Below are 18,139 nucleotides of genomic sequence, written 5' to 3'. Positions count from 1 at the left end.
ACTGGCGCTGCACGCCCGCTAATCAGTGTGGCAGCCGCGAAACGTGCTCTGCCGCCGCCCGGTTCGCCTCACCCACCGCAGCCGCCAGCGTCGCCCCGTCGCTTAATTGCTGACACAACACTCCGACAAAGCAATCGCCCGCACCGTGCGTGCTGACCAGCGTCACTTTTTGCGCCGCCAGACTGACGGTTTCGCCCGCCTCGCTATACGCCACGCCATGTTCGCCTGCCGTGACTACCACCCGCGCAAAGCGTCTGCTCAGCGCCTCGGCCGCAGCCCGCGCTGAAGCCAGATCCTGCACGCTGATCTGACACATATCACGCGCCTCAATCGCATTCACCACCAGCAGATCAATACAGCTCTCGAACGCCGCCGACAGCGTTCTGGCCGGCGCGGCATTAACGCACACCGCTATGCCGCGTGCCCTGGCCGCCTGCGCCGCCCGCAGATTGACCGCTTCCGGCACCTCATTTTGCAGCACCAGCATCGTCACGTCCTGCCAGAAGGCGGGCTGCTCAAAAGCCGACAGCGCAATGTGCTGATTGGCGTTAGAGACCACTACCGCGCCATAATCGCCTTCGGCATCGGTAATCGCCACGCTCATGCCCGACGGCAGATGATCAATGATGGTAACGGCGGCGCAATCCACACCCGCCTGAAGCAGATGATCGCGCAGAAAGTGGCCCTGTGGATCGCTGCCCACTGCCCCGGCAAAGCGCACCGTTGCGCCCGCGCGGGCCGCGGCCACCGCCTGATTGCCGCCCTTGCCGCCAAACTTATAGTGACAGGCAGTGCCCATCACCGTTTCGCCTTTCTCCGGACGATGGGGCGCGTCCAGCATAATGTCATAATGAAGACTGCCGGTGACTGCAATTTTGCTCATAGCTAAAATTCCCGCAGATCCTGAACCGCATGCTGGGTTTTCATCAGGTTTTTTTCCGCCCGCTTTAAATCTTTTTTCGCGATAGCGACAAACAGCGCATCCAGAATATTGAGCTGGGCGATGCGTGACGCGGCGTTTTCCCCTAACAGATGCGATCCCTGAGACGTTGAATTGAGGACCACATGCGCGCTGCGGGCAATCGGCGATTCGGCATAGTTGGTAATGGCGATCACCTTCGCGCCATTCCGTCCCGCCAGTTTTACCGGATCGTTCACCGCGCGCGTGGCACCCGAATGACTGATAGCGATAACCACATCGTCATCAGATAACACCGCGGCTGACATCAGCATAATATGGGCGTCATCGTAGGCCGTCGACTTAATGCCAATCTTCAGCATCTTGTGCGAAAGATCGCGCGCAACGGCGGCCGAGCCGCCTACGGCATAAAGATCGATATGCCGTGCTTTATAGATAATGTCTGCCGCGCGATTAAATTCAGAGACATCCAGAATCGATAAGGTTTCTTCGATCGCCTGAATAGAGGTTCTGAATACTTTTGCCAGCAATTGTTCCGACGAGTCATCCGGCTCAATTTCCGCATGCAATCCCGCCACCTCAGACTGGTTGTAATAAATCAGGCTGCTTCTGAAATGCCGGAAACCGGTGAAGTTAAGTTTTTTAGTGATCTTAACAATCATCGCTTCAGAGACATTATTCTCTCCGGCAATCTCTTTTAATGACGACTGCTCGGTAATATCGGTTCTGGCGATAATCGCCTCAACAACACGGCGTTCTAACGGCGTCAGCTGGGGCAAACGCATACGAATCTGAGCACCAATGGCTCGCGGATCTTGCTTCATTACTTGCCTCGGGTCGCCCGGTCAATCAACATCGCTATGATAATAATAAGGCCGGTAGCGAGCAATTGGTAAAAGGCCTGAATGTTCAGTAAGGTCAAGCCATTACGTAACGCACCGAGGATAATCACCCCAATCAGCGTGCCGAATATGCTGCCCTTGCCGCCCATCAATGAGGCGCCGCCAATCGCCGCCGCCGCGATGGCATCCAGCTCCCACAGGTTACCAATGGTCGGCTCGGCTGCACCCAGTCGGCCAATCAGGATCAGCGATGCCAGTGACGCCAGCAGGCCGGAGAAGATATAGACCGTCACTTTGGTGCGCTTCACCGGGACACCGGCAACCCGCGCCGCCTCTTCATTACCGCCAATTGCCAGAATATATTCCCCCAGCGGGGTTTTATTCATCACAGTCCACAGCAGCAGCGCAATCACCGCCACAATCACAATCGGCGTCGGGATACCGAACAGCGTGCTGTTGATCAGGCTGCGAAATTCCAGCGGAATACCAAAGATCGGATTGCCGCCGGTGTAGATCAACGCAATGGCGCGGAACAGTGACAGGCCGCCCAGCGTGACGATAAAGGGTTGCAGGCCCGCATAGGCAATCAGGGTGCCGCTGAACAGACCACACAGCGCCCCGACGCCCAGCGTGGCGAGGATCGCCAGCGGCACCGGTACGCCCGACACCATCAGGGTTGCGCCGAGCACCGCCGATAGCGCCGCGCTCGGACCAACCGAGAGATCGATACCGCCGGAAATAATCACCAGCGTCATCCCCAGCGCAATTAAGGCGTTAATTGAGGACTGTTGCAGAATATTCAGCAGATTCGGCAGGGTAAAAAAGACCGGCGACAGAAATGAAAATGTCACCACGATGATTAATAATCCAATTAAGGTGCCGGCATCGCGCAGATTAAATTTCAGCAGCGCGGGCGTGCGTACACCCGCCGGCGTGGTGGTCTGAGTCATCATAGTTATAACCTTTAATAGAGTCCGATAAGAGGTCAGGCGGTCTGGTCAATCTCTTTAATGGCAAAGCGGGCAATATTCTCTTCGGTGATCGCGCTACCGGTTAACTCCTGGGTAATTCGCCCTTCGCGCATCACCAGCACCCGGTCGGAGATCCGCATGATTTCGGTCATTTCGGATGAGACCACCACAATGGCCTTGCCTGCCTGGGCCAGTTTTTCAATTAAGTGATAAATTTCAGACTTGGCGCCAATATCGATACCGCGCGTTGGCTCATCAAACAGAAACACCCTGGCGTCGGCGGCTACCCAGCGGCCAATAATGACCTTTTGCTGATTCCCGCCGCTCAGCGTGCCGATGCTTTTTTCGATATCCAGCGGGCGCAGTTTCAGATCGCCCATCACCGTCTGCGCTTTGCGGTTCAGCCGCACCTGACTGAGCAGGCCGCCGAAGGTGAAATGGTGCATCGAAGGCAGCGCCATATTCATCTTCACCGCCCGTTCCTTAATGATGCCCTCTTTTTTCCGGTCTTCCGGAACCAGACCGATGCCCGCTTTAATGGCGGCCCGCACGTTGTGATTTTTCACGGCGGTGCCGTTCACGCTCACCGTGCCGCTGGTGCGCTTGTCGATACCGGCAATCAGTTTCAGCAGCTCGGTACGACCTGCACCGACCAGACCGGCAATACCCAGCACTTCACCGGCCCGCACGCTGAAGTTCGCCGCCGCCACCTCATTGCCACGTCCGAGGTTCTCTACCCGCAGCACCTCGCGGTCACTGACGAAGGCCTGGTGATCGAGTTTGTCGATCTTACGCCCGACCATTTTGGCAACGATGCTCTCTTCATTCTCATCACAGATATTGACCACCCCAACCTGCCTGCCATCGCGCATGATGGTGGCGCGGTCACAGACCCGGAAAATCTCATTCATCTTATGTGATACGTAGATCAGTGAGACGCCGGTCGATTTCAGATCGGCAATCAGCTCCGCCAGCCGGTCAAATTCGGTTGGCGTCAGGCTGGAGGTCGGCTCATCCATCGCGATGATTTTGGCGTCATCGAGCAGCGCCCGGGCGATTTCAACGATCTGCTGCTGCGACACCTTGAGATTCTTAATCGGTGTGTTGGGATCGATACTCGGGTCCAGCGTTTTCAGGATCAGCGTGGCCCGCGCCAGCTGGGCCGATTTATCCACCCAGCAGCCACCGGCTCGGGTCAGCGGGCGACCGAGAAACATATTCTGCGCCACCGAGAGTTCCGGAACGTGCTGTAACTCCTGATGAATCATCGCAATACCGGCGTGACGGGCGCTGAGTGGATTCTTCATCTGCACCGGCTGACCGTTAACGCTGATTTCGCCACTGTCCGCCGCCCGCACGCCAGAAAGGATGTTCAGCAGCGTCGATTTCCCGGCGCCGTTCTCACCAATCAGGGCATGAACTTCGCCAGGCCGCACTGAAAAATCGACGCTCTGCAGCGCGGCGGCGTTGCCGTAGGTTTTACTGATGCCACGCATCATTAAACGATTCTGTTCCATACGCGCTCCGCCTGACTTATTGCTGGGTCAGTAACTGACGCAACCGGCTGTTGTCTTTGGTCGAAAAGGCCTCGACGTTCTCTTTGGTGATCAGCGCCTGCGGCGTCGAGATCACCCGCGAGAGTTTCTGGCCGTTAATCAGCCGAATCATCACGTCCATCGCCACTTCGCCAGTCAGCACCGGGAAACTGTCCACCGTGCCGGTCAGCTCACCGCGCTTGATCGAGGCGTACGCATCGGAGATACCGTCGGTGCCAAACACCGCCACCTGTGCCGCTTTGTTCTGCGCCCGCACCGCTTCCACCACGCCGAGCGCCATGGTGTCGTTGTTGGCGTAGAAACCAATCAGGTCCGGATGCTGTTGCAGAATGGTCGAGGCGGCGTTAAAGGCCTGCTCGCGGCTCCAGTTGGCCGGTACGCTGGCGGCAAGGGTGAATTTGCCGTTGGCCTGCAAGGTCTCTTTAAAGCCACGGGTACGCTGTCCGGCGGCATAGACGCCCGGCTGCCCTTCGATCACCGCCACTTTGCCGCCCTGTGGATGGTGTTCAATGAACCATTTCGCTACCCGCACGCCGTTGTCTTTCTGCACGTTACCGACGTAGTAGCGCGCGTTGGGCATCACCGCATCGTTGACGTTAACCACCGGGATATTCTTGCTGTTAGCCGTTTCCAGCGCCGGCTCCAGGTTGATGTCGGTCTGCGGGGAAACCAGCAGGCCGTTAAAGCCCTGGGAGATCAGGGTTTCGGCGATCGACAGCTGACCCAGCTGATCATCTTCATTGGCTGCCGCCTGATACGCAACGGTGAAGCCATATTTTTTCGCCACGTTCTGATAACCCTGGCCGAGGGAGCGCCAGTATTCATTGGTCAGGGTTTTCGATACCCCACCAATCTTCAGCGTCTTGTCCACTTTTGGCAGAGCGCCATATTTAGTATCAAGCTGGGTCCAGTCAGTGCGATCCGGTTCGGTGTCGGACTGCAGCGGTGCCAGTTCCGCCGCATAGACGGTGCTGCACAGCAGTGAGGAAGCAATGACGGCAAGCAGGAGTTTCTTCATACGATGACCTTTCTTCTCTGGGTGTTGGGTAGAGGTTTTTTTATTTTTTACCGGCGGTGTGACCGTTAGCGTGCCAGCATGATGTCATTAACGATCTGTTGTGAAGCCACCGCATCCTGACGATCGATTGCCGCCTGTAATGCTGCATTGTCATCCAGTTGCTCACACAATTTCAGTAAACGGGTGACGGTGGCGATATTGCTTTCCGCTTCCCGAATCGGGTCGAGTCCGCTGGCGTCCGGGAAGGTATCGAAATAGTACGCACCGCTGTAGCCGTCACGCTGCATCTGCCAGAGAAACTCCAGCGTGGCGCGCGGATTCACCGAGCCCACCATCAGCCCGTCATCGCGTTTACCCCAGCCGTCGTTCAGATCGAGCCCCAGCAAACGGGAACGGCGCGCTACCATCGCCGCGGCATAAGCCGGGATCTCATTGGCAAACAGTACGTGGGCGAAGTCGAGCGTAATGCCGAGGTTCGGAGAGCCCGCTTCCTCCACCGCCAGCAGACAGGTCGTGGCGTTAGGGAAAATGCTGTAAGCACGCGGCTCGTTGGGTTTGTATTCAATGCTGACGTCGACGTCGGGCGCATAGTCCGCCACTTCACGCACCGCACTGACCGCGTCTTCCCACATCTTTTTGTAATTCGCCTGGAAGCAGTAATCGAATCCATCCTGCCCCATCCACAGCGTCATCAGCCGTGAGCCAAACTCCCGGCCGGTATCAATGCCGCGCTTAGTCAGCTCGATTGCTTCACGACGGACTTTCGCATCGGGATGGGTAAAGGCACCGATTTTGAACTGCGGGGCATCCCAGCGCATCTGCATCCCATTGACCGCCAGACCGGCATCAGCAATCGCCTGACGCAGCGTGGCTATGTCGCAGGTAAGGTGCTGCGGGAAATTGAGATCGAGATGGGTCAAGCCTTTAACCTTACCGGCGCGGGCAATCATCTGCAGTACCGACGGTTTGCCCTGCAAATCGGGCCAGTAAAGATGAGCGCCCGAGGCGAAGGAGTTAAGACGGGTGGCAAATTTCAGTTCGGACATGAGGATCAATCCTTCAGATAGCGACTTGTGATGTACTTTCCGTATTCACGATTATTTGTGAAGTTATACATTAATCTACTCTCTGTGCTCAGGCGCGCAAGCATCTCCGGGCGGGATAATCGTCAAACTGAGAGAGCCATCACGAAATAGTTTCGCGAGGTTATTAAGTCAGATGCGGAGAGAAATCACAGGAAAGCATGAAGAAACAAGGCGTTAAGCGGGAAGGTCCGGCGAAGCGGCGAAGAGAAAAACGGGGGAAAGAAAATCAGGAAAGCTGAGCGCCAGCCACTGGCGCTCAGCCTGTCAGGTTACTTCAGTCGGAAAGCGACCACGCTGTCGCCCGCCGTGGTGCCGAGCGAACCGTGTCCGCCCGCGGCAATCACCACATACTGCTTACCATCTTTACCCATGAAGGTAGATGGCGTGGCCTGTGCGCCTGCGCTCAGTTCGGTCTGCCACAGCAGCTCACCGGTGGTGCTGTCATAGGCACGGAAGAAGTTATCCGCCGTCGCCCCGTGGAACACCAGATCGCCCGCAGTCAGTAACGGACCGCCGTGTGCCACCATCCCCATCGGGAAACCGATCGGGAAACGGCCCGGCAGGAAGCTGGTTTTCAGGTTTTTGGTGTTACCCACCCGACGCAGCCATTCGGTTTTACCGGTTTTCAGATCGACACCCACCATGCGTCCCCACGGTGGCGCGATGCACGGAATGCCCAGGCCGGAAGCCAGCTGCTGGATGTGAATCGCATAGTCGCCGTGGAAGTTTTCATTCCAGTACGGCGTGCCGTCCTTGCTGAAGGTACGCTGGGTTTCGGTTTCCGGCGTGCGCTTGATCAGGTTGTATTTGTAAGCCAGACGGACCGGCGCAGCAATCAGCATCTGACGCTGCGGATCGACGGCCACTGAGCCCCAGTTGAAGACCCCGATGTTGCCCGGGAAAATCAGCGAGCCTTTCTCAGTTGGCGGCGTCCACGGGTTACCGTCGTAACGCAGCTCACGGAAACTGGCCCGGCAGCTCATCTGGTCAAACGGCGTGATCCCCCACATCGACTTTTCAGTCAGCGGCTGCGGAATGAAGTTCAGGCTGGAGACCGGCTGAGTGGCGGCATACTGCTCGCCTTTGATGCCGTCAGTGGAAACCTTAACCTGCTCCACCGGATAGACCGGTTCGCCGGTCAGACGGTTCAGCACAAACAGGTTGCCGGTTTTGGTCGGCAGGATCACCGCCGGTTGTGACTTGCCCTGATAGTCGATATCAATCAGCGAAGGCTGTGAAGGGTTATCACGATCCCACAGGTCGTGGTTCGAACTCTGATAACGCCATTTGAAGGCACCGGTTTTCAGATCCAGCGCCACCAGCGCATCGCGGAACTTCTCGGTGTTGCTATTTGGATCGCGTTCGATGCCGACTTCATCCGGCGAAGCGTTGCCAAACGGCACATAGACCAGACCATTTTTCAGGTCAGCACTCAGGGTCGCCCAGGCTACCGGCGTATCCTGCGGATAGGTGGCGGCCGCATCAACCGGTGCGGTATTGGCCGGATTAGCCGGATCGAAGTTCCACACCAGGCGACCGGTGATCGCATCGTAGGCACGGATCACGCCAGATGGGTTGCCGGTGTTGAAACCGTTATCCATCACCGAGCCGCCAACAATCACCAGATTGCCTGCCACCAGCGGTGCCGCAGTCTGCATTAGCGCATGGGGACGCAGCTCGCCCATGTTGGCGCGCAGGTCCACCACGCCGTTGTCACCGAAGTCGGCGCAGGCTTTACCGGTATCGGCATCCAGCGCAATCAGGCGGGCATCGGTGGTGGCGTTGAAGATACGCTTGCGGCAGATCGCCGGCTGGGTGCTGCTCTGCTGCTGCGCCTGCTGACCGGCGTCGAAGTAGCTGACGCCACGACAGGTCTGGTGCTGCTGCAGATAGGAGCGGTTTTTATCCGGCGCAGTTTTCCACTTCACCGCACCGGTTTCCGGATCGAGCGCATGCACTTCGTTATGCGGCGTACAGAAGTAGAGCATCCCGTTGGCTTTCAGCGGCGTCGCTTCAAAGGTGTACTCGGTGGCATCATCACTCTGACGCAGATCGCCGGTATGATAGGTCCACGCCACTTCCAGATCTTTCACGTTATCTTTGGTGATCTGATTCAGCGCCGAGAAGCGCTGGCCGTCAGGGGTTCCGCCGTAAGCGCTCCACTCGTCTGCCGCGCCGTTGCTGGCTGCCGGCGTCCGGGCGTTATTGATGGTGCCCTGCTGAGGGATCGGATCGTAGAAACAGAGGCCGATCACCAGCACGACCATCAGCGCAACCGTACCGCCGAGGAAGGGATGGAAGCGGCGCTGTCCCTGATAGAGTGGACGAACCACCCACGGCAGGGCCAGCCAGACGCCCAGCACGCCAAACAGGTCACCGCGCGGGATCCACTGCCATTTATCAAAGCCCACTTCCCAGATAATCCAGAACAGGGTGATCCACATCAGCAGCGCATAGAGCGTCAGCGCGCTGCGCTTGTTCATAAACAGCAGGATAGCGCTGAGCAGAACGCCCACGCCAATCAGCGCATAGAATGCACTGCCTCCCACCAGCAGGAGTTGTCCTCCCATGTAAATCAGGGCGATAGCAAATATCGCCATGATTACACTGGTAATTTTGTTAATCATGATCCATCCTCGGGTCATTAGCGGCGGTAGAAAATCAAATTTGAAAACATAAAATCAACGGGATTTTAACTAACGTAAGAAATATGTAAAAACATGTCGAAAGGTAAGACATTAGGCTGACTTATTAATCTCACACTCTGTGATAGCGTAACGGCTGCTTTTTTTACTTTCCGAAGCGGTAAAACCGCGACATTCATCACAAAAAATTAATCATTGGGCAAAACAGACCGCACCTTTTGTTCAAAGGTGAAGATTAAACAGACAAATTTTGCTTCAGCAACTCCGGTCCGGGGCGATACGGCGCAGAAGAGGAATGTCAAAAAATAGTAATCAGTGGAGTGCCGTGTGGTGGCTATAAATCTTATGCCGCGGCGGGAATATCCAATGCGGGATTTACGCATTGCAAAATAAAGCTGAAAAATAATTCATTAGCACAACCGGTTAGCCCTGTGCGATTAGTCTTAATTAATCTCACCCCGACATTTTACAATACACAATCTTTTTACAAGCCATCCCGTAATCCCGAAAAAATATTAACCACCCTGTTAATTAAAGCGCGCAAAAACGCTTTAAGATATTCCTCAGCTTGGCAGCTAATTATGATGTGATATAAATAGAAACACATCCCCCCCTTCTTCTCTGCGGGCGCAGCAGGCTTTGCGTGGCAGGATAAACAGGCAGGCTAATCATGTCCGCACTACATGCTATTTATCGTAAATTTCGTTTCCCATTTAAATTCATCAATGCGGCGATGCGTTATCCGGCGGCGCAGGCGCAGGTTAAACGTTTTTCGGTCATGTCGATTGAAGAGACTATCGATCTGTTATTAGCGAACCCGCAATTATCGCTGGCACGCTACGGGGATGGTGAACTGGAGATGACCTACTATAAAAATATAGGTTTTCAGCCTTTTAACCCGCAGCTTTCGGCCAGGCTGAAAGCGCTGCTGCAACAGGGACCGCAGGCAAATCCTCACTGTCTGGTCTGCCTGCCGGATGCCTTTCGCACCACGCGAAATATGCGTTCAGGTTCGGCCCTGTTCTGGTTCTTTCACAAGTCATTTTATTTTAAATATTATGCTTCTCTGCTCAATTCTCAGTACCAGTATGGTAATACCTCTGTCACCCGTCCTTATCACGATTATAAAACTAAACAATTGTCCCAGACGATATTTGATAAATTTAAGCAACTCTATAAAGACCGCCGGCTGTTAATTGTTGAGGGAAGCGGAACGCGGCTGGGATTAGGCAATGATTTACTGGCAGATGCGCGCGAAGTTAAACGCATCACCACGCTCAACCGTAATGCCTTTTCGGTTTATGACCGTTTATTCGCCGCGATATTAGCGCACGCCTCTGATTATGATCTGGTCTTAATTTCATTGGGTCCTACCGCAACGGTACTGGCCTATGATCTGAGCCAGCATGGCATTCGCTGTATTGATAGTGGTCACGTTGATATTGAATATGAATGGATGCTGGCCAGTGCCACCACAAAAATGAAAGTGGCGGGGAAAAACGTTAATGAAGCGGGTGTGCTGCTCAGTGAACAGAGTGCAGTAGCCGATGCCGGTTATCAGTTGCAGGTGCTGCAACATGTCGGCGAAACGGCCGAACCCCCGGTAGTTCCGCTGCCCCAGGGCCCGCTGGCGCAGCACAGCGCGGCTTGATGGTTTTCCCTGCGCTCCCTGTTTTCAGGCAGCCACTGCACCGGATTGATGCGCAGGCGAATAATTAGCCGGGTAATTCTCCATCCCGGCTGTCCGATGCGGCAGCGGGAAACGTCCGTTGTCGCGGGCAAGCCGGTCCTTTTTCCCCTTTCCGCCATTTCCGGCACTCATTTTGCTTTATCGATCCTGTTATCCCCATTCAGGAGAAGTGAGATGAAGGCCAGCCGTTACCGTTACACCATATTTTCACTGTTGTTCCTGATCGCTCTGATCAACTACATCGACCGCGGCGCGCTCTCGTTTGCCGCCAATGCGATTGCCACTGAGTACCACTTCAGTAAAGTTCAGCTGGGCGCAGTGCTGGGCTACTTTGGCTTCGGCTATCTGTTTGGTTCGCTGTGCGGCGGCTTTCTTGCCGATCGCATCGGCACCAAAAAAGTGTGGTTAATGGCAGGCGTGCTCTGGTCACTGCTGGAGATTGCCACCGCCTGGGCCGGTGAGCTGGGTATCGCGCTGTTTGGCGGTTCCGCCCTGATGGGATTTGCCGCCCTGCGCATCCTGTTCGGCTTCTCGGAAGGCCCCGCCTATGCGCTGATGAACAAGGCGATTGCCCACTGGGCACCGGATAACGAGCGTGGTCTTGCGCTGGGCATTGGCCTGCTCTCTACCCAGGTCGGGGCACTGCTGACTGCGCCGATAGCGGTCGGGCTGCTGCTGCTGACCGGTGACTGGCGCATGATGTTTATCCTGCTCGGCGTTTTTTCGCTGCTGGCGATGGCGCTGTTTGCCCGCACCTTCAGTGATGGCCCGGAGAGCAGTCCTGCCACCAGCGCCGCAGAACGCAGCCTGATCCGCGACGGTCAGCGGCAGCGCGACTCCGATGGCGTGGCGCTGCCGTGGTGGCGCTTCTTCACCAGCCGCACGCTGGTGTGTAACGCGCTGGGCTATTTCTCTTTCCTCTACATCACCTTTACCCTGGTGACGTGGATGCCGAAATACCTGCAGGATAATTTCCATTACGACCTGCATTCACTGTGGTACGTGGCGATGATCCCGTGGAGCGGAGCCTGCCTGACCGTGCTGCTGGGCGGACGCATTGCTGACCTGCTGCTGGCGCGCTTTAACAACCTGCGGCTGGCGCGAAACCTGTTTGCCGCCGTGACGCTGTGCGGGACCGCCTGCTGTTTTATGGCGATCCCTTACGTATCATCAGCTGCCGGAATTATTGCTCTGATGACGCTGGGTAACGCCCTCAATGCGCTGGTGAATAATGTTTACTGGTCCGTGGTCATTAACGTGACACCCAAAGCCTCGGTCGGCACCTACAGCGGCATGACGCTGGCGATCGCCAACCTGGCGGCAATTATCTCGCCGATGCTGTGCGGCTGGCTGGCGGAATACTATGGCTATAACGCGATGTTCACCGTCACCGCGCTGATCGCCTTTGGCAGTATGCTGGCGATGACCCTGCTGCAACCGGAGAAACCGCTGGTAGCGGAGAGCCGGTCATCTGACGTAGCGGAAACCTCCGCCGCCTGACGGGTCGCCTCTTCGGTTAACGCCGGGGAGGCGTTTGATCTGACGTCAGGCTGATCGGGCGTCGTGACGCTGGCAAAACTGTTCAATATCGCCGTGCTGAAAGTCCGCCAGGTTGGCCAGCAGTTTCTCCAGCGGCCAGTTCCACCAGGCAATGCGTTGCAGGCTGGCGGCGATCGCCGGGGTAAACCGCACCCGCAGCGGTTTAGCCGGTACGCCGCCCACCACGCTGTAAGGCGCCACATCTTTGGTCACGACCGCGCCCGCGGCCAGTACTGCACCATCACCGATGGTCACGCCTGGCAGCACGATCACCGCGTGACCGATCCAGACATCATGACCGATGATCACCCGATCGGCCCGACGCGCAGCGAAGAAGCCGCGATCGCGCGTGGCGTCAGCCTGGTAATACTCCGGGCAGTAGGTGAAGCGATGCTGAGAGGCGCGATCCATCGGATGATTGGGTGCCCCGATGCGCACCTGATTGGCGATGGCGCAGAAGCGGCCAATCTGGCTATCGGCGATGCTGCAATGCTCCCCGACGTAGGAGAAGTCGCCCAGCTCGCAATATTCCAGCGTGGAATGCGCCAGAATTTCACACTGCTGACCGATGCGGGTTTCACGCATACGCACACTCTCATCAATCCGGGTCTGCTGGAGTCTGGCGGGCATAACGGCGGTCTCTGACATAAGGCTCCCGATAGCAAAAGGTGACACCGGGCTGGCGTCACGCTGCCGCCACACTCTACCCGGCCAGCATGACAGCCCGTTGACAACGAAAAAAGGCGGAGTGGTTAGCTCCGCCTTGTTTCAAGTTCCGGTTAACCTGCGTGACCGGTCAGTTGCATAAGGGCAACGATGATCTGCAAGATGACCCGGATGAGATCCAGAATCAGCTTAGTCAGTTCCATCACTTTCCTTCTCCTTTAACAGGAGCGCGCTGTTCGGCAACCGAGGCTTTGACTCTACCCGCCGGGCGCCTAAGCACATCTTTGTGGAGAGAGCTGAGCGGCACTCATGGTTAAAGCCACAGGCCAGCACCACCTGATGCCTGCCGGGATTTTGGAAACCGTGCCCCTGGGAGCGGCCAGTCGACAATGAGGCGTTGCCCAACACTCAACACATGTATAAACATACAGTATTTTGGCGAAACTTGAAATCCTTAGCCGCACATTTTACAATCTGCTGTGTGGAGAGGGCTGAGCACCTCGTTCGCAGCGCGGTTACCAGCCGGGTAGCGAACAAAAAAATAAAGGATTTGGCATCACGCCAAATCCTTTTTTTATGCCCGTCATACCGGTATTAGTTGGCGGCGCTGATCCGCCAGACTGTGTTGCCGGCGTCATCGGCGATTAATACGCCGCCCTGCTGATCGCTGGCCAGGCCAACCGGCAGACCGCGCACCTGCTTCTCATCCTCTGTCAGGAAGCCAGATACCACCGTTTGTGGCTGTCCGACCGGCTTGCCGTTTTCAAACTTCACCCACACCACTTTATAGCCGTTGAGCGGCGTGCGGTTCCAGCTACCGTGCTCGCTGATAAAGGCACCACCGCGATACTGCGGCATGTTATCTGCGCCGTAAAACAGCAGTCCCAGCGGGGCGACGTGCGAGCTCAGCGCGTAATCGGGTTTAATCGCCTTCTCAACCAGGTCAGGACGCTGCGGTTCGGCACGGCTATCGACATGCTGACCAAAGTAGCTGTAGGGCCAGCCGTAAAAGCCCTTATCCTGCACCGAGGTCAGATAGTCCGGCACCAGATCGGAACCAATTTCATCACGTTCGTTGACGATCGCCCACAGTTTGCCGCTCTGCGGCTCCCACTGTAAGCCGGTCGGATTGCGCAGTCCGCTGGCGTAGATACGGCTGGCCCCGCTGGCCGCGTCCACTTCCAGCACCGCCGCGCGCCGGTATTCCGCACCAATGCCGTTTTCGGTGACGTTACTGTTCGAGCCGACGCCGACATAGAGTTTGCTGCCATCCGGGCTGGCTAACAGCGCTTTGGTCCAGTGGTGGTTAATCGGGCCGCCCGGCAGCTCGGTCACCTCTTCTGGCGGCGTACGAATCTCCGTCTGCCCTTCCTGATACGGGAATTTCACCAGGCTATCGGCATTGGCGACATAAAGCGTATTGCCAATCAGCTGCATGCCAAACGGCGAATGCAGATTTTCAATAAAGCGGTGCTGTTCCCACTTCCCGTTGACGTTACGCAGCAACGTAATGCGATTTCCGCCGGCACCGCCTTTGCCTGACGCCTTCTGCACAATCCCCATAATCAGCTGCTTAGGACGGGTGGTTGGCTTCGGCGGTCCGTTGGATTCGGCGACCAGCACGTCATTATTCGGTAGCACGTAAACCTGCCGCGGATGTTGCAGATTCTCCGCGATTTTCTCGATTTTCAGCCCCTGCGCCACTTCAGGCATCTCGCCCGCTTTCCACGGTGTCCCTTCCGGCACCTGCATCGGCGGCATAAAGAAGTTCTGCGCCTGCGGCAGTTCCGGGTTGGGTCCGATCTGTTTTTGCGGATCGACCAGCGCACCATCATCACAGCCGGCCAGCAGAGCCGTCAGGGTGAGCGCCAGTAAGGATTTATGCTGCATTTTCATGGTGGCTCCTCCTTAAGCGCTACGCTGACGTAACGCAAGTTGCACATTCGCCAGCAGCAGCAGCGCCACCACCAGCGTGGAAAGCGTTACGCCAAGCGGTATCACGGCGGCGGCATCGCGGCTGTGAATAAACGCATTAACGATGGCGATGACAATCGCCACCAGCCACAGCCAGAAATGGCTCTTTTCTGCGCTGTCGCTGCCGCGAAACAGATAAACCAGCGCGATGAGTCGCGGCACAATCGCCAGCACCAGCCCCAGCGCGATCAGCCAGCCGGCCGCATCGGTCCAGAACAGCACAAAGGTCTGGCTATAGAGGATGTCAAACAGCCAGGCGGCGACAAAAAAGCCCAGCGGCACCGGCTCCAGCAGAGCGTACAGCGTCACGGCGAACGCCGATCTTCCCGAGGTATTGCGCATGTTTCTCTCCATTTTAGCGATGAAAGCGGATCGGGCCAGCCGTGAAGCTGCCGGCAACAACCGATCTCGCGCCTGTAAAAGATTAGTAAACATGAAGAAAAGCGAAGGGTTAATTCGGCAGGAAGTGAAAATCAGGGCGGTGACAGCGCCGTCACCGCCAGGGGATCAGGACTTATCGGCGGGCAGCGTCACCCAGTAACCCGGCTGATACGGCAGCGGCAGGAACTGCTGATGGAACGCGCGGAAGGTCTCGTCCGGATCAAGATCGGCAAACAGATCGGGATGCAGCCATTTAGCCAGCACCTGAATCGCGACAAACTGATACGGGCTGTCGTAGAACTGATGCCAGATGGCGTGTGCCTTGCCGTTATGTGCCACCGGCAGGGTTTTGAACGCGTCCCGCATCATCAGGGTTTTCAGTCGTGCAATGGCTTCTGCCTGATTAGCACCCGGTCCGACGCCGACCCATTTACCCACGGTGTTGTAGTTCTTCCAGTTTGCGCCGGTCACCACCACCACATCCGGCTGGCTGGCAATAATCTGCTCCGGGTTAACCGTGCCAAAGGTACCGGGGATCAGATCTTTAGCGATGTTACGACCGCCGGCCATCTCCACCATCTGACCGAAGTTTTCATTACCAAATGACATGCAGCACTCATCGCTGTAGCCGCCAGCCCGGTCAATCATTACTTTTGGCCGGTAGCCGGTGAAATTGGCCAGTTTTGAGGTGACCCGATCAATCTGCTGCTGGCGAAAATCGATAATCGCCTGCGCCCGCGCAGGTTTATTCAGCAGTTCGCCCATAATGCGGATACTTTTTTCCGCATTCACAAACGGAGATTCACGGAAATCGATAAACACCACCGGTACGCCCACCGCCTGCAGCTTTTCAATCAGCTTGCCTTCGTCGGTGGCCGCTTTCGACTCCAGGTTCATCAGCACCAGGTCGGGCTTCAGCGTTAACGCCTGCTCCACGTTAAAGGTGCCATCTTTCGCACCGCCAAAGGTGGGTAGCTGCCTGATCTGCGGATAGCGCTGCTCATAGGCCTGATAACCATCCCAGTCCGCTTTCGGAAAATCATCGCGCCAGCCAATCACCCGCTTAAACGGCGCGTCGGTATCAAACGCAGCCAGCAGGTAGATCTGACGTCCCTCGCCCAGAATGATGCGTTTTGCTTCCTGCGGCACCTCAACCTGACGACCTGCCACATCGGTAAGGGTTTTGGCTGACGCCATCCCTGCCAGCGTTATAAGCCCCAGCGCTAAAAACCATTTTTTCATTGTTAACATCCAGAGTAATGATAATGAGAATTATTAATGTCAATCGGCGTTACTATCACTTAAAAACAGCATCAGGGGAAGTGGTGGCAGGAAATGTTTTAGCGCCCGCATCAGCCGGGTAAATTGCGCCCGCCAGCGCATGGAGCGCTGCCTGACTTCCTTTATTCCCCGGATAACGCCAGAAAGCGGCTGTGTCACTGCTCACAAAATGGCCGGCTTTCGTGAATATGCTCACAGTGCCCAGGGCGATTGCCCACATATTCGCCATCAATGTAATCGCTTTGGCTAATGCGTTAACAAAATGTTGCAGTTAGATTGAAAAATGAAACGACGTTTTAATAATCGTCAGGACCGTCAGCCACAGGAGCTTAGCCGTGAAGATCAGCGCGATTGATGTCACTCTCTTTACCTACCCGACCCAACGCTGCAGCGACAGCGCCGGACATTCCCATCCCGGCCCGGAAAACGAGGCGCAGATGGCGCTGCTCACCCTGACCAGTGAGGACGGCACCTGCGGTTACGCCTTTGCCCCGCCTGAAGTGATTCGTTCGCATGTGGTCAACGCCTTCTTTCGTAAGGTGCTGATCGGTCAGAACGCCTTTGACCGCGAGCGGTTATGGCAGGATCTGGCGCACTGGCAGCGCGGCAGCGCCCATCAGCTCACCGAGCGGGCGCTGTCGGCGGTCGAACAGGCGCTGTGGGATTTGATTGGCCGCAAACTTAACCAGCCGGTTCACAAGCTGCTGGGCGGCTATCGGGAAAAAATCCCGGCCTATGGCAGCACCATGTGCGGCGATGAGCTGCACGGCGGCCTCTCAACCCCCGATGAGTATGCGCAGTTCGCTGAAAAACTGGTGGCGCGCGGCTATCAGGCGATCAAACTGCACACCTGGATGCCGCCGGTCTCGTTTGCCCCCAGCCCGGCGATGGATATCAAAGCCTGCGCCGCAGTGCGGGAAGCGGTCGGCCCGGATATCGCGCTGATGCTGGATGGCTACCACTGGTACAGCCGCAGCGATGCCCTGACCATCGGCAAGGCGCTGGAAAAACTCAACTTCGCCTGGTTTGAAGAGCCGATGGAAGAGGAAAGCATGGCCTCTTACGCCTGGCTGGCGGAGAACCTGTCGATTGACGTCCTCGGCCCGGAGAGTCTGGGTGGCAAGCATCACAGCCGTGCCGACTGGGTGCGCGCCGGGGCCTGCGACATTCTGCGTGCCGGGGCCAACGGCGTCGGCGGCATCTCTGCCACCCTCAAAGTAGCCAACCTCGCCGAGGCGTTTGGCATGGACTGTGAAGTTCACGGCAACGGTGCCGCCAGCCTGGCGGTGGTCGGCGCAATCCGCAACTGCCGCTGGTACGAACGCGGCCTGCTGCATCCGTTCCTCGACTATGAGACGCCACCCGCCTATCTCAACAGCCTGGTCGATCCGATGGATGAACAGGGTTTTGTCACTCTGCCGACCCGCGCCGGACTGGGTGAGGACATTAATTTTAGCTGGATCGAGACGCACACGCTGAACCGCTGGTAAATCGCACTACCGAAATACGTCAAACAATAATAACCCCGTCGCCCGCCTGCTGCCTGCCATCCCGTTGGCCAGCAGCAGGCAG

14 protein-coding genes are annotated in these 18,139 nt (G+C 56.7%); 3 read left to right on the top strand and 11 right to left on the bottom strand.

Features of this window, described 5'->3' with window-relative positions; genetic code table 11:
- Nucleotides 1-22: 22 nt before the first annotated feature.
- The 7 genes from ACX3P5_RS08755 to ACX3P5_RS08725 form a co-directional block, all read right to left on the bottom strand.
- The gene (locus tag ACX3P5_RS08755) at nucleotides 23-883 is read right to left on the bottom strand and encodes a PfkB family carbohydrate kinase (RefSeq protein WP_458968577.1); all 861 of its coding nucleotides are present in this window, start codon (nucleotides 881-883) and stop codon (nucleotides 23-25) included.
- Between the two features lie 2 nt (nucleotides 884-885).
- Nucleotides 886-1,743: a MurR/RpiR family transcriptional regulator gene (locus ACX3P5_RS08750; protein WP_233984308.1), complete on the bottom strand. Its 858-nt coding sequence runs from the start codon at nucleotides 1,741-1,743 to the stop codon at nucleotides 886-888.
- The gene (locus ACX3P5_RS08745) at nucleotides 1,743-2,714 is read right to left on the bottom strand and encodes an ABC transporter permease (protein WP_233984309.1); all 972 of its coding nucleotides are present in this window, start codon (nucleotides 2,712-2,714) and stop codon (nucleotides 1,743-1,745) included. Before ACX3P5_RS08745 ends, ACX3P5_RS08750 begins: the two co-directional genes overlap by 1 nt.
- 32 nt (nucleotides 2,715-2,746) lie before the next feature.
- Complete coding sequence (locus ACX3P5_RS08740) at nucleotides 2,747-4,249, bottom strand: sugar ABC transporter ATP-binding protein (RefSeq protein ID WP_458968576.1); 1,503 nt, start codon at nucleotides 4,247-4,249, stop codon at nucleotides 2,747-2,749.
- Between the two features lie 16 nt (nucleotides 4,250-4,265).
- Complete coding sequence (locus ACX3P5_RS08735) at nucleotides 4,266-5,306, bottom strand: sugar ABC transporter substrate-binding protein (RefSeq protein WP_336755222.1); 1,041 nt, start codon at nucleotides 5,304-5,306, stop codon at nucleotides 4,266-4,268.
- A 65-nt stretch (nucleotides 5,307-5,371) separates the two neighbouring features.
- Complete coding sequence (locus tag ACX3P5_RS08730; protein ID WP_233984312.1) at nucleotides 5,372-6,352, bottom strand: TIM barrel protein; 981 nt, start codon at nucleotides 6,350-6,352, stop codon at nucleotides 5,372-5,374.
- Nucleotides 6,353-6,660: 308 nt separating this feature from the next.
- Entirely contained in the window at nucleotides 6,661-9,018 is a 2,358-nt protein-coding gene (locus tag ACX3P5_RS08725) for a membrane-bound PQQ-dependent dehydrogenase, glucose/quinate/shikimate family (RefSeq protein WP_233984313.1), read from the bottom strand.
- Between the two features lie 688 nt (nucleotides 9,019-9,706).
- Between ACX3P5_RS08725 and ACX3P5_RS08720 the strand changes: the two genes are divergently transcribed.
- Nucleotides 9,707-10,687: a GT-D fold domain-containing glycosyltransferase gene (locus ACX3P5_RS08720; RefSeq protein WP_458968575.1), complete on the top strand. Its 981-nt coding sequence runs from the start codon at nucleotides 9,707-9,709 to the stop codon at nucleotides 10,685-10,687.
- Between the two features lie 213 nt (nucleotides 10,688-10,900).
- Nucleotides 10,901-12,226, top strand: a complete 1,326-nt coding sequence (locus ACX3P5_RS08715) for an MFS transporter (protein ID WP_458968574.1) — start codon at nucleotides 10,901-10,903, stop codon at nucleotides 12,224-12,226.
- A gap of 45 nt (nucleotides 12,227-12,271) precedes the next feature.
- Here the strand turns inward: ACX3P5_RS08715 and ACX3P5_RS08710 are convergent, their stop codons facing one another.
- The 4 genes from ACX3P5_RS08710 to ACX3P5_RS08695 form a co-directional block, all read right to left on the bottom strand.
- The gene (locus tag ACX3P5_RS08710) at nucleotides 12,272-12,913 is read right to left on the bottom strand and encodes a DapH/DapD/GlmU-related protein (RefSeq protein WP_458968573.1); all 642 of its coding nucleotides are present in this window, start codon (nucleotides 12,911-12,913) and stop codon (nucleotides 12,272-12,274) included.
- 612 nt (nucleotides 12,914-13,525) lie between these two features.
- On the bottom strand, nucleotides 13,526-14,827 hold the full coding sequence (locus tag ACX3P5_RS08705) for a PQQ-dependent sugar dehydrogenase (protein ID WP_233984317.1): 1,302 nt from the start codon (nucleotides 14,825-14,827) through the stop codon (nucleotides 13,526-13,528).
- A 12-nt stretch (nucleotides 14,828-14,839) separates the two neighbouring features.
- Nucleotides 14,840-15,247: a DUF2231 domain-containing protein gene (locus ACX3P5_RS08700; protein WP_233984318.1), complete on the bottom strand. Its 408-nt coding sequence runs from the start codon at nucleotides 15,245-15,247 to the stop codon at nucleotides 14,840-14,842.
- A gap of 165 nt (nucleotides 15,248-15,412) precedes the next feature.
- On the bottom strand, nucleotides 15,413-16,528 hold the full coding sequence (locus tag ACX3P5_RS08695; protein ID WP_233984319.1) for an ABC transporter substrate-binding protein: 1,116 nt from the start codon (nucleotides 16,526-16,528) through the stop codon (nucleotides 15,413-15,415).
- Nucleotides 16,529-16,902: 374 nt separating this feature from the next.
- On the opposite strand from ACX3P5_RS08695, the gene ACX3P5_RS08690 reads away from it, so the two are divergent.
- Nucleotides 16,903-18,057 (top strand): mandelate racemase family protein, encoded by a 1,155-nt coding sequence (locus ACX3P5_RS08690; protein ID WP_233984320.1) that lies wholly within the window; start codon nucleotides 16,903-16,905, stop codon nucleotides 18,055-18,057.
- The last annotated feature ends 82 nt before the right edge of the window (nucleotides 18,058-18,139 follow it).

The sequence above is a fragment of the Pantoea sp. S-LA4 genome, assembly GCF_054482835.1.
The sequence above is the reverse complement of the archived record's forward strand: the minus strand, read 5'-3'. Positions and strand labels throughout refer to the sequence as shown.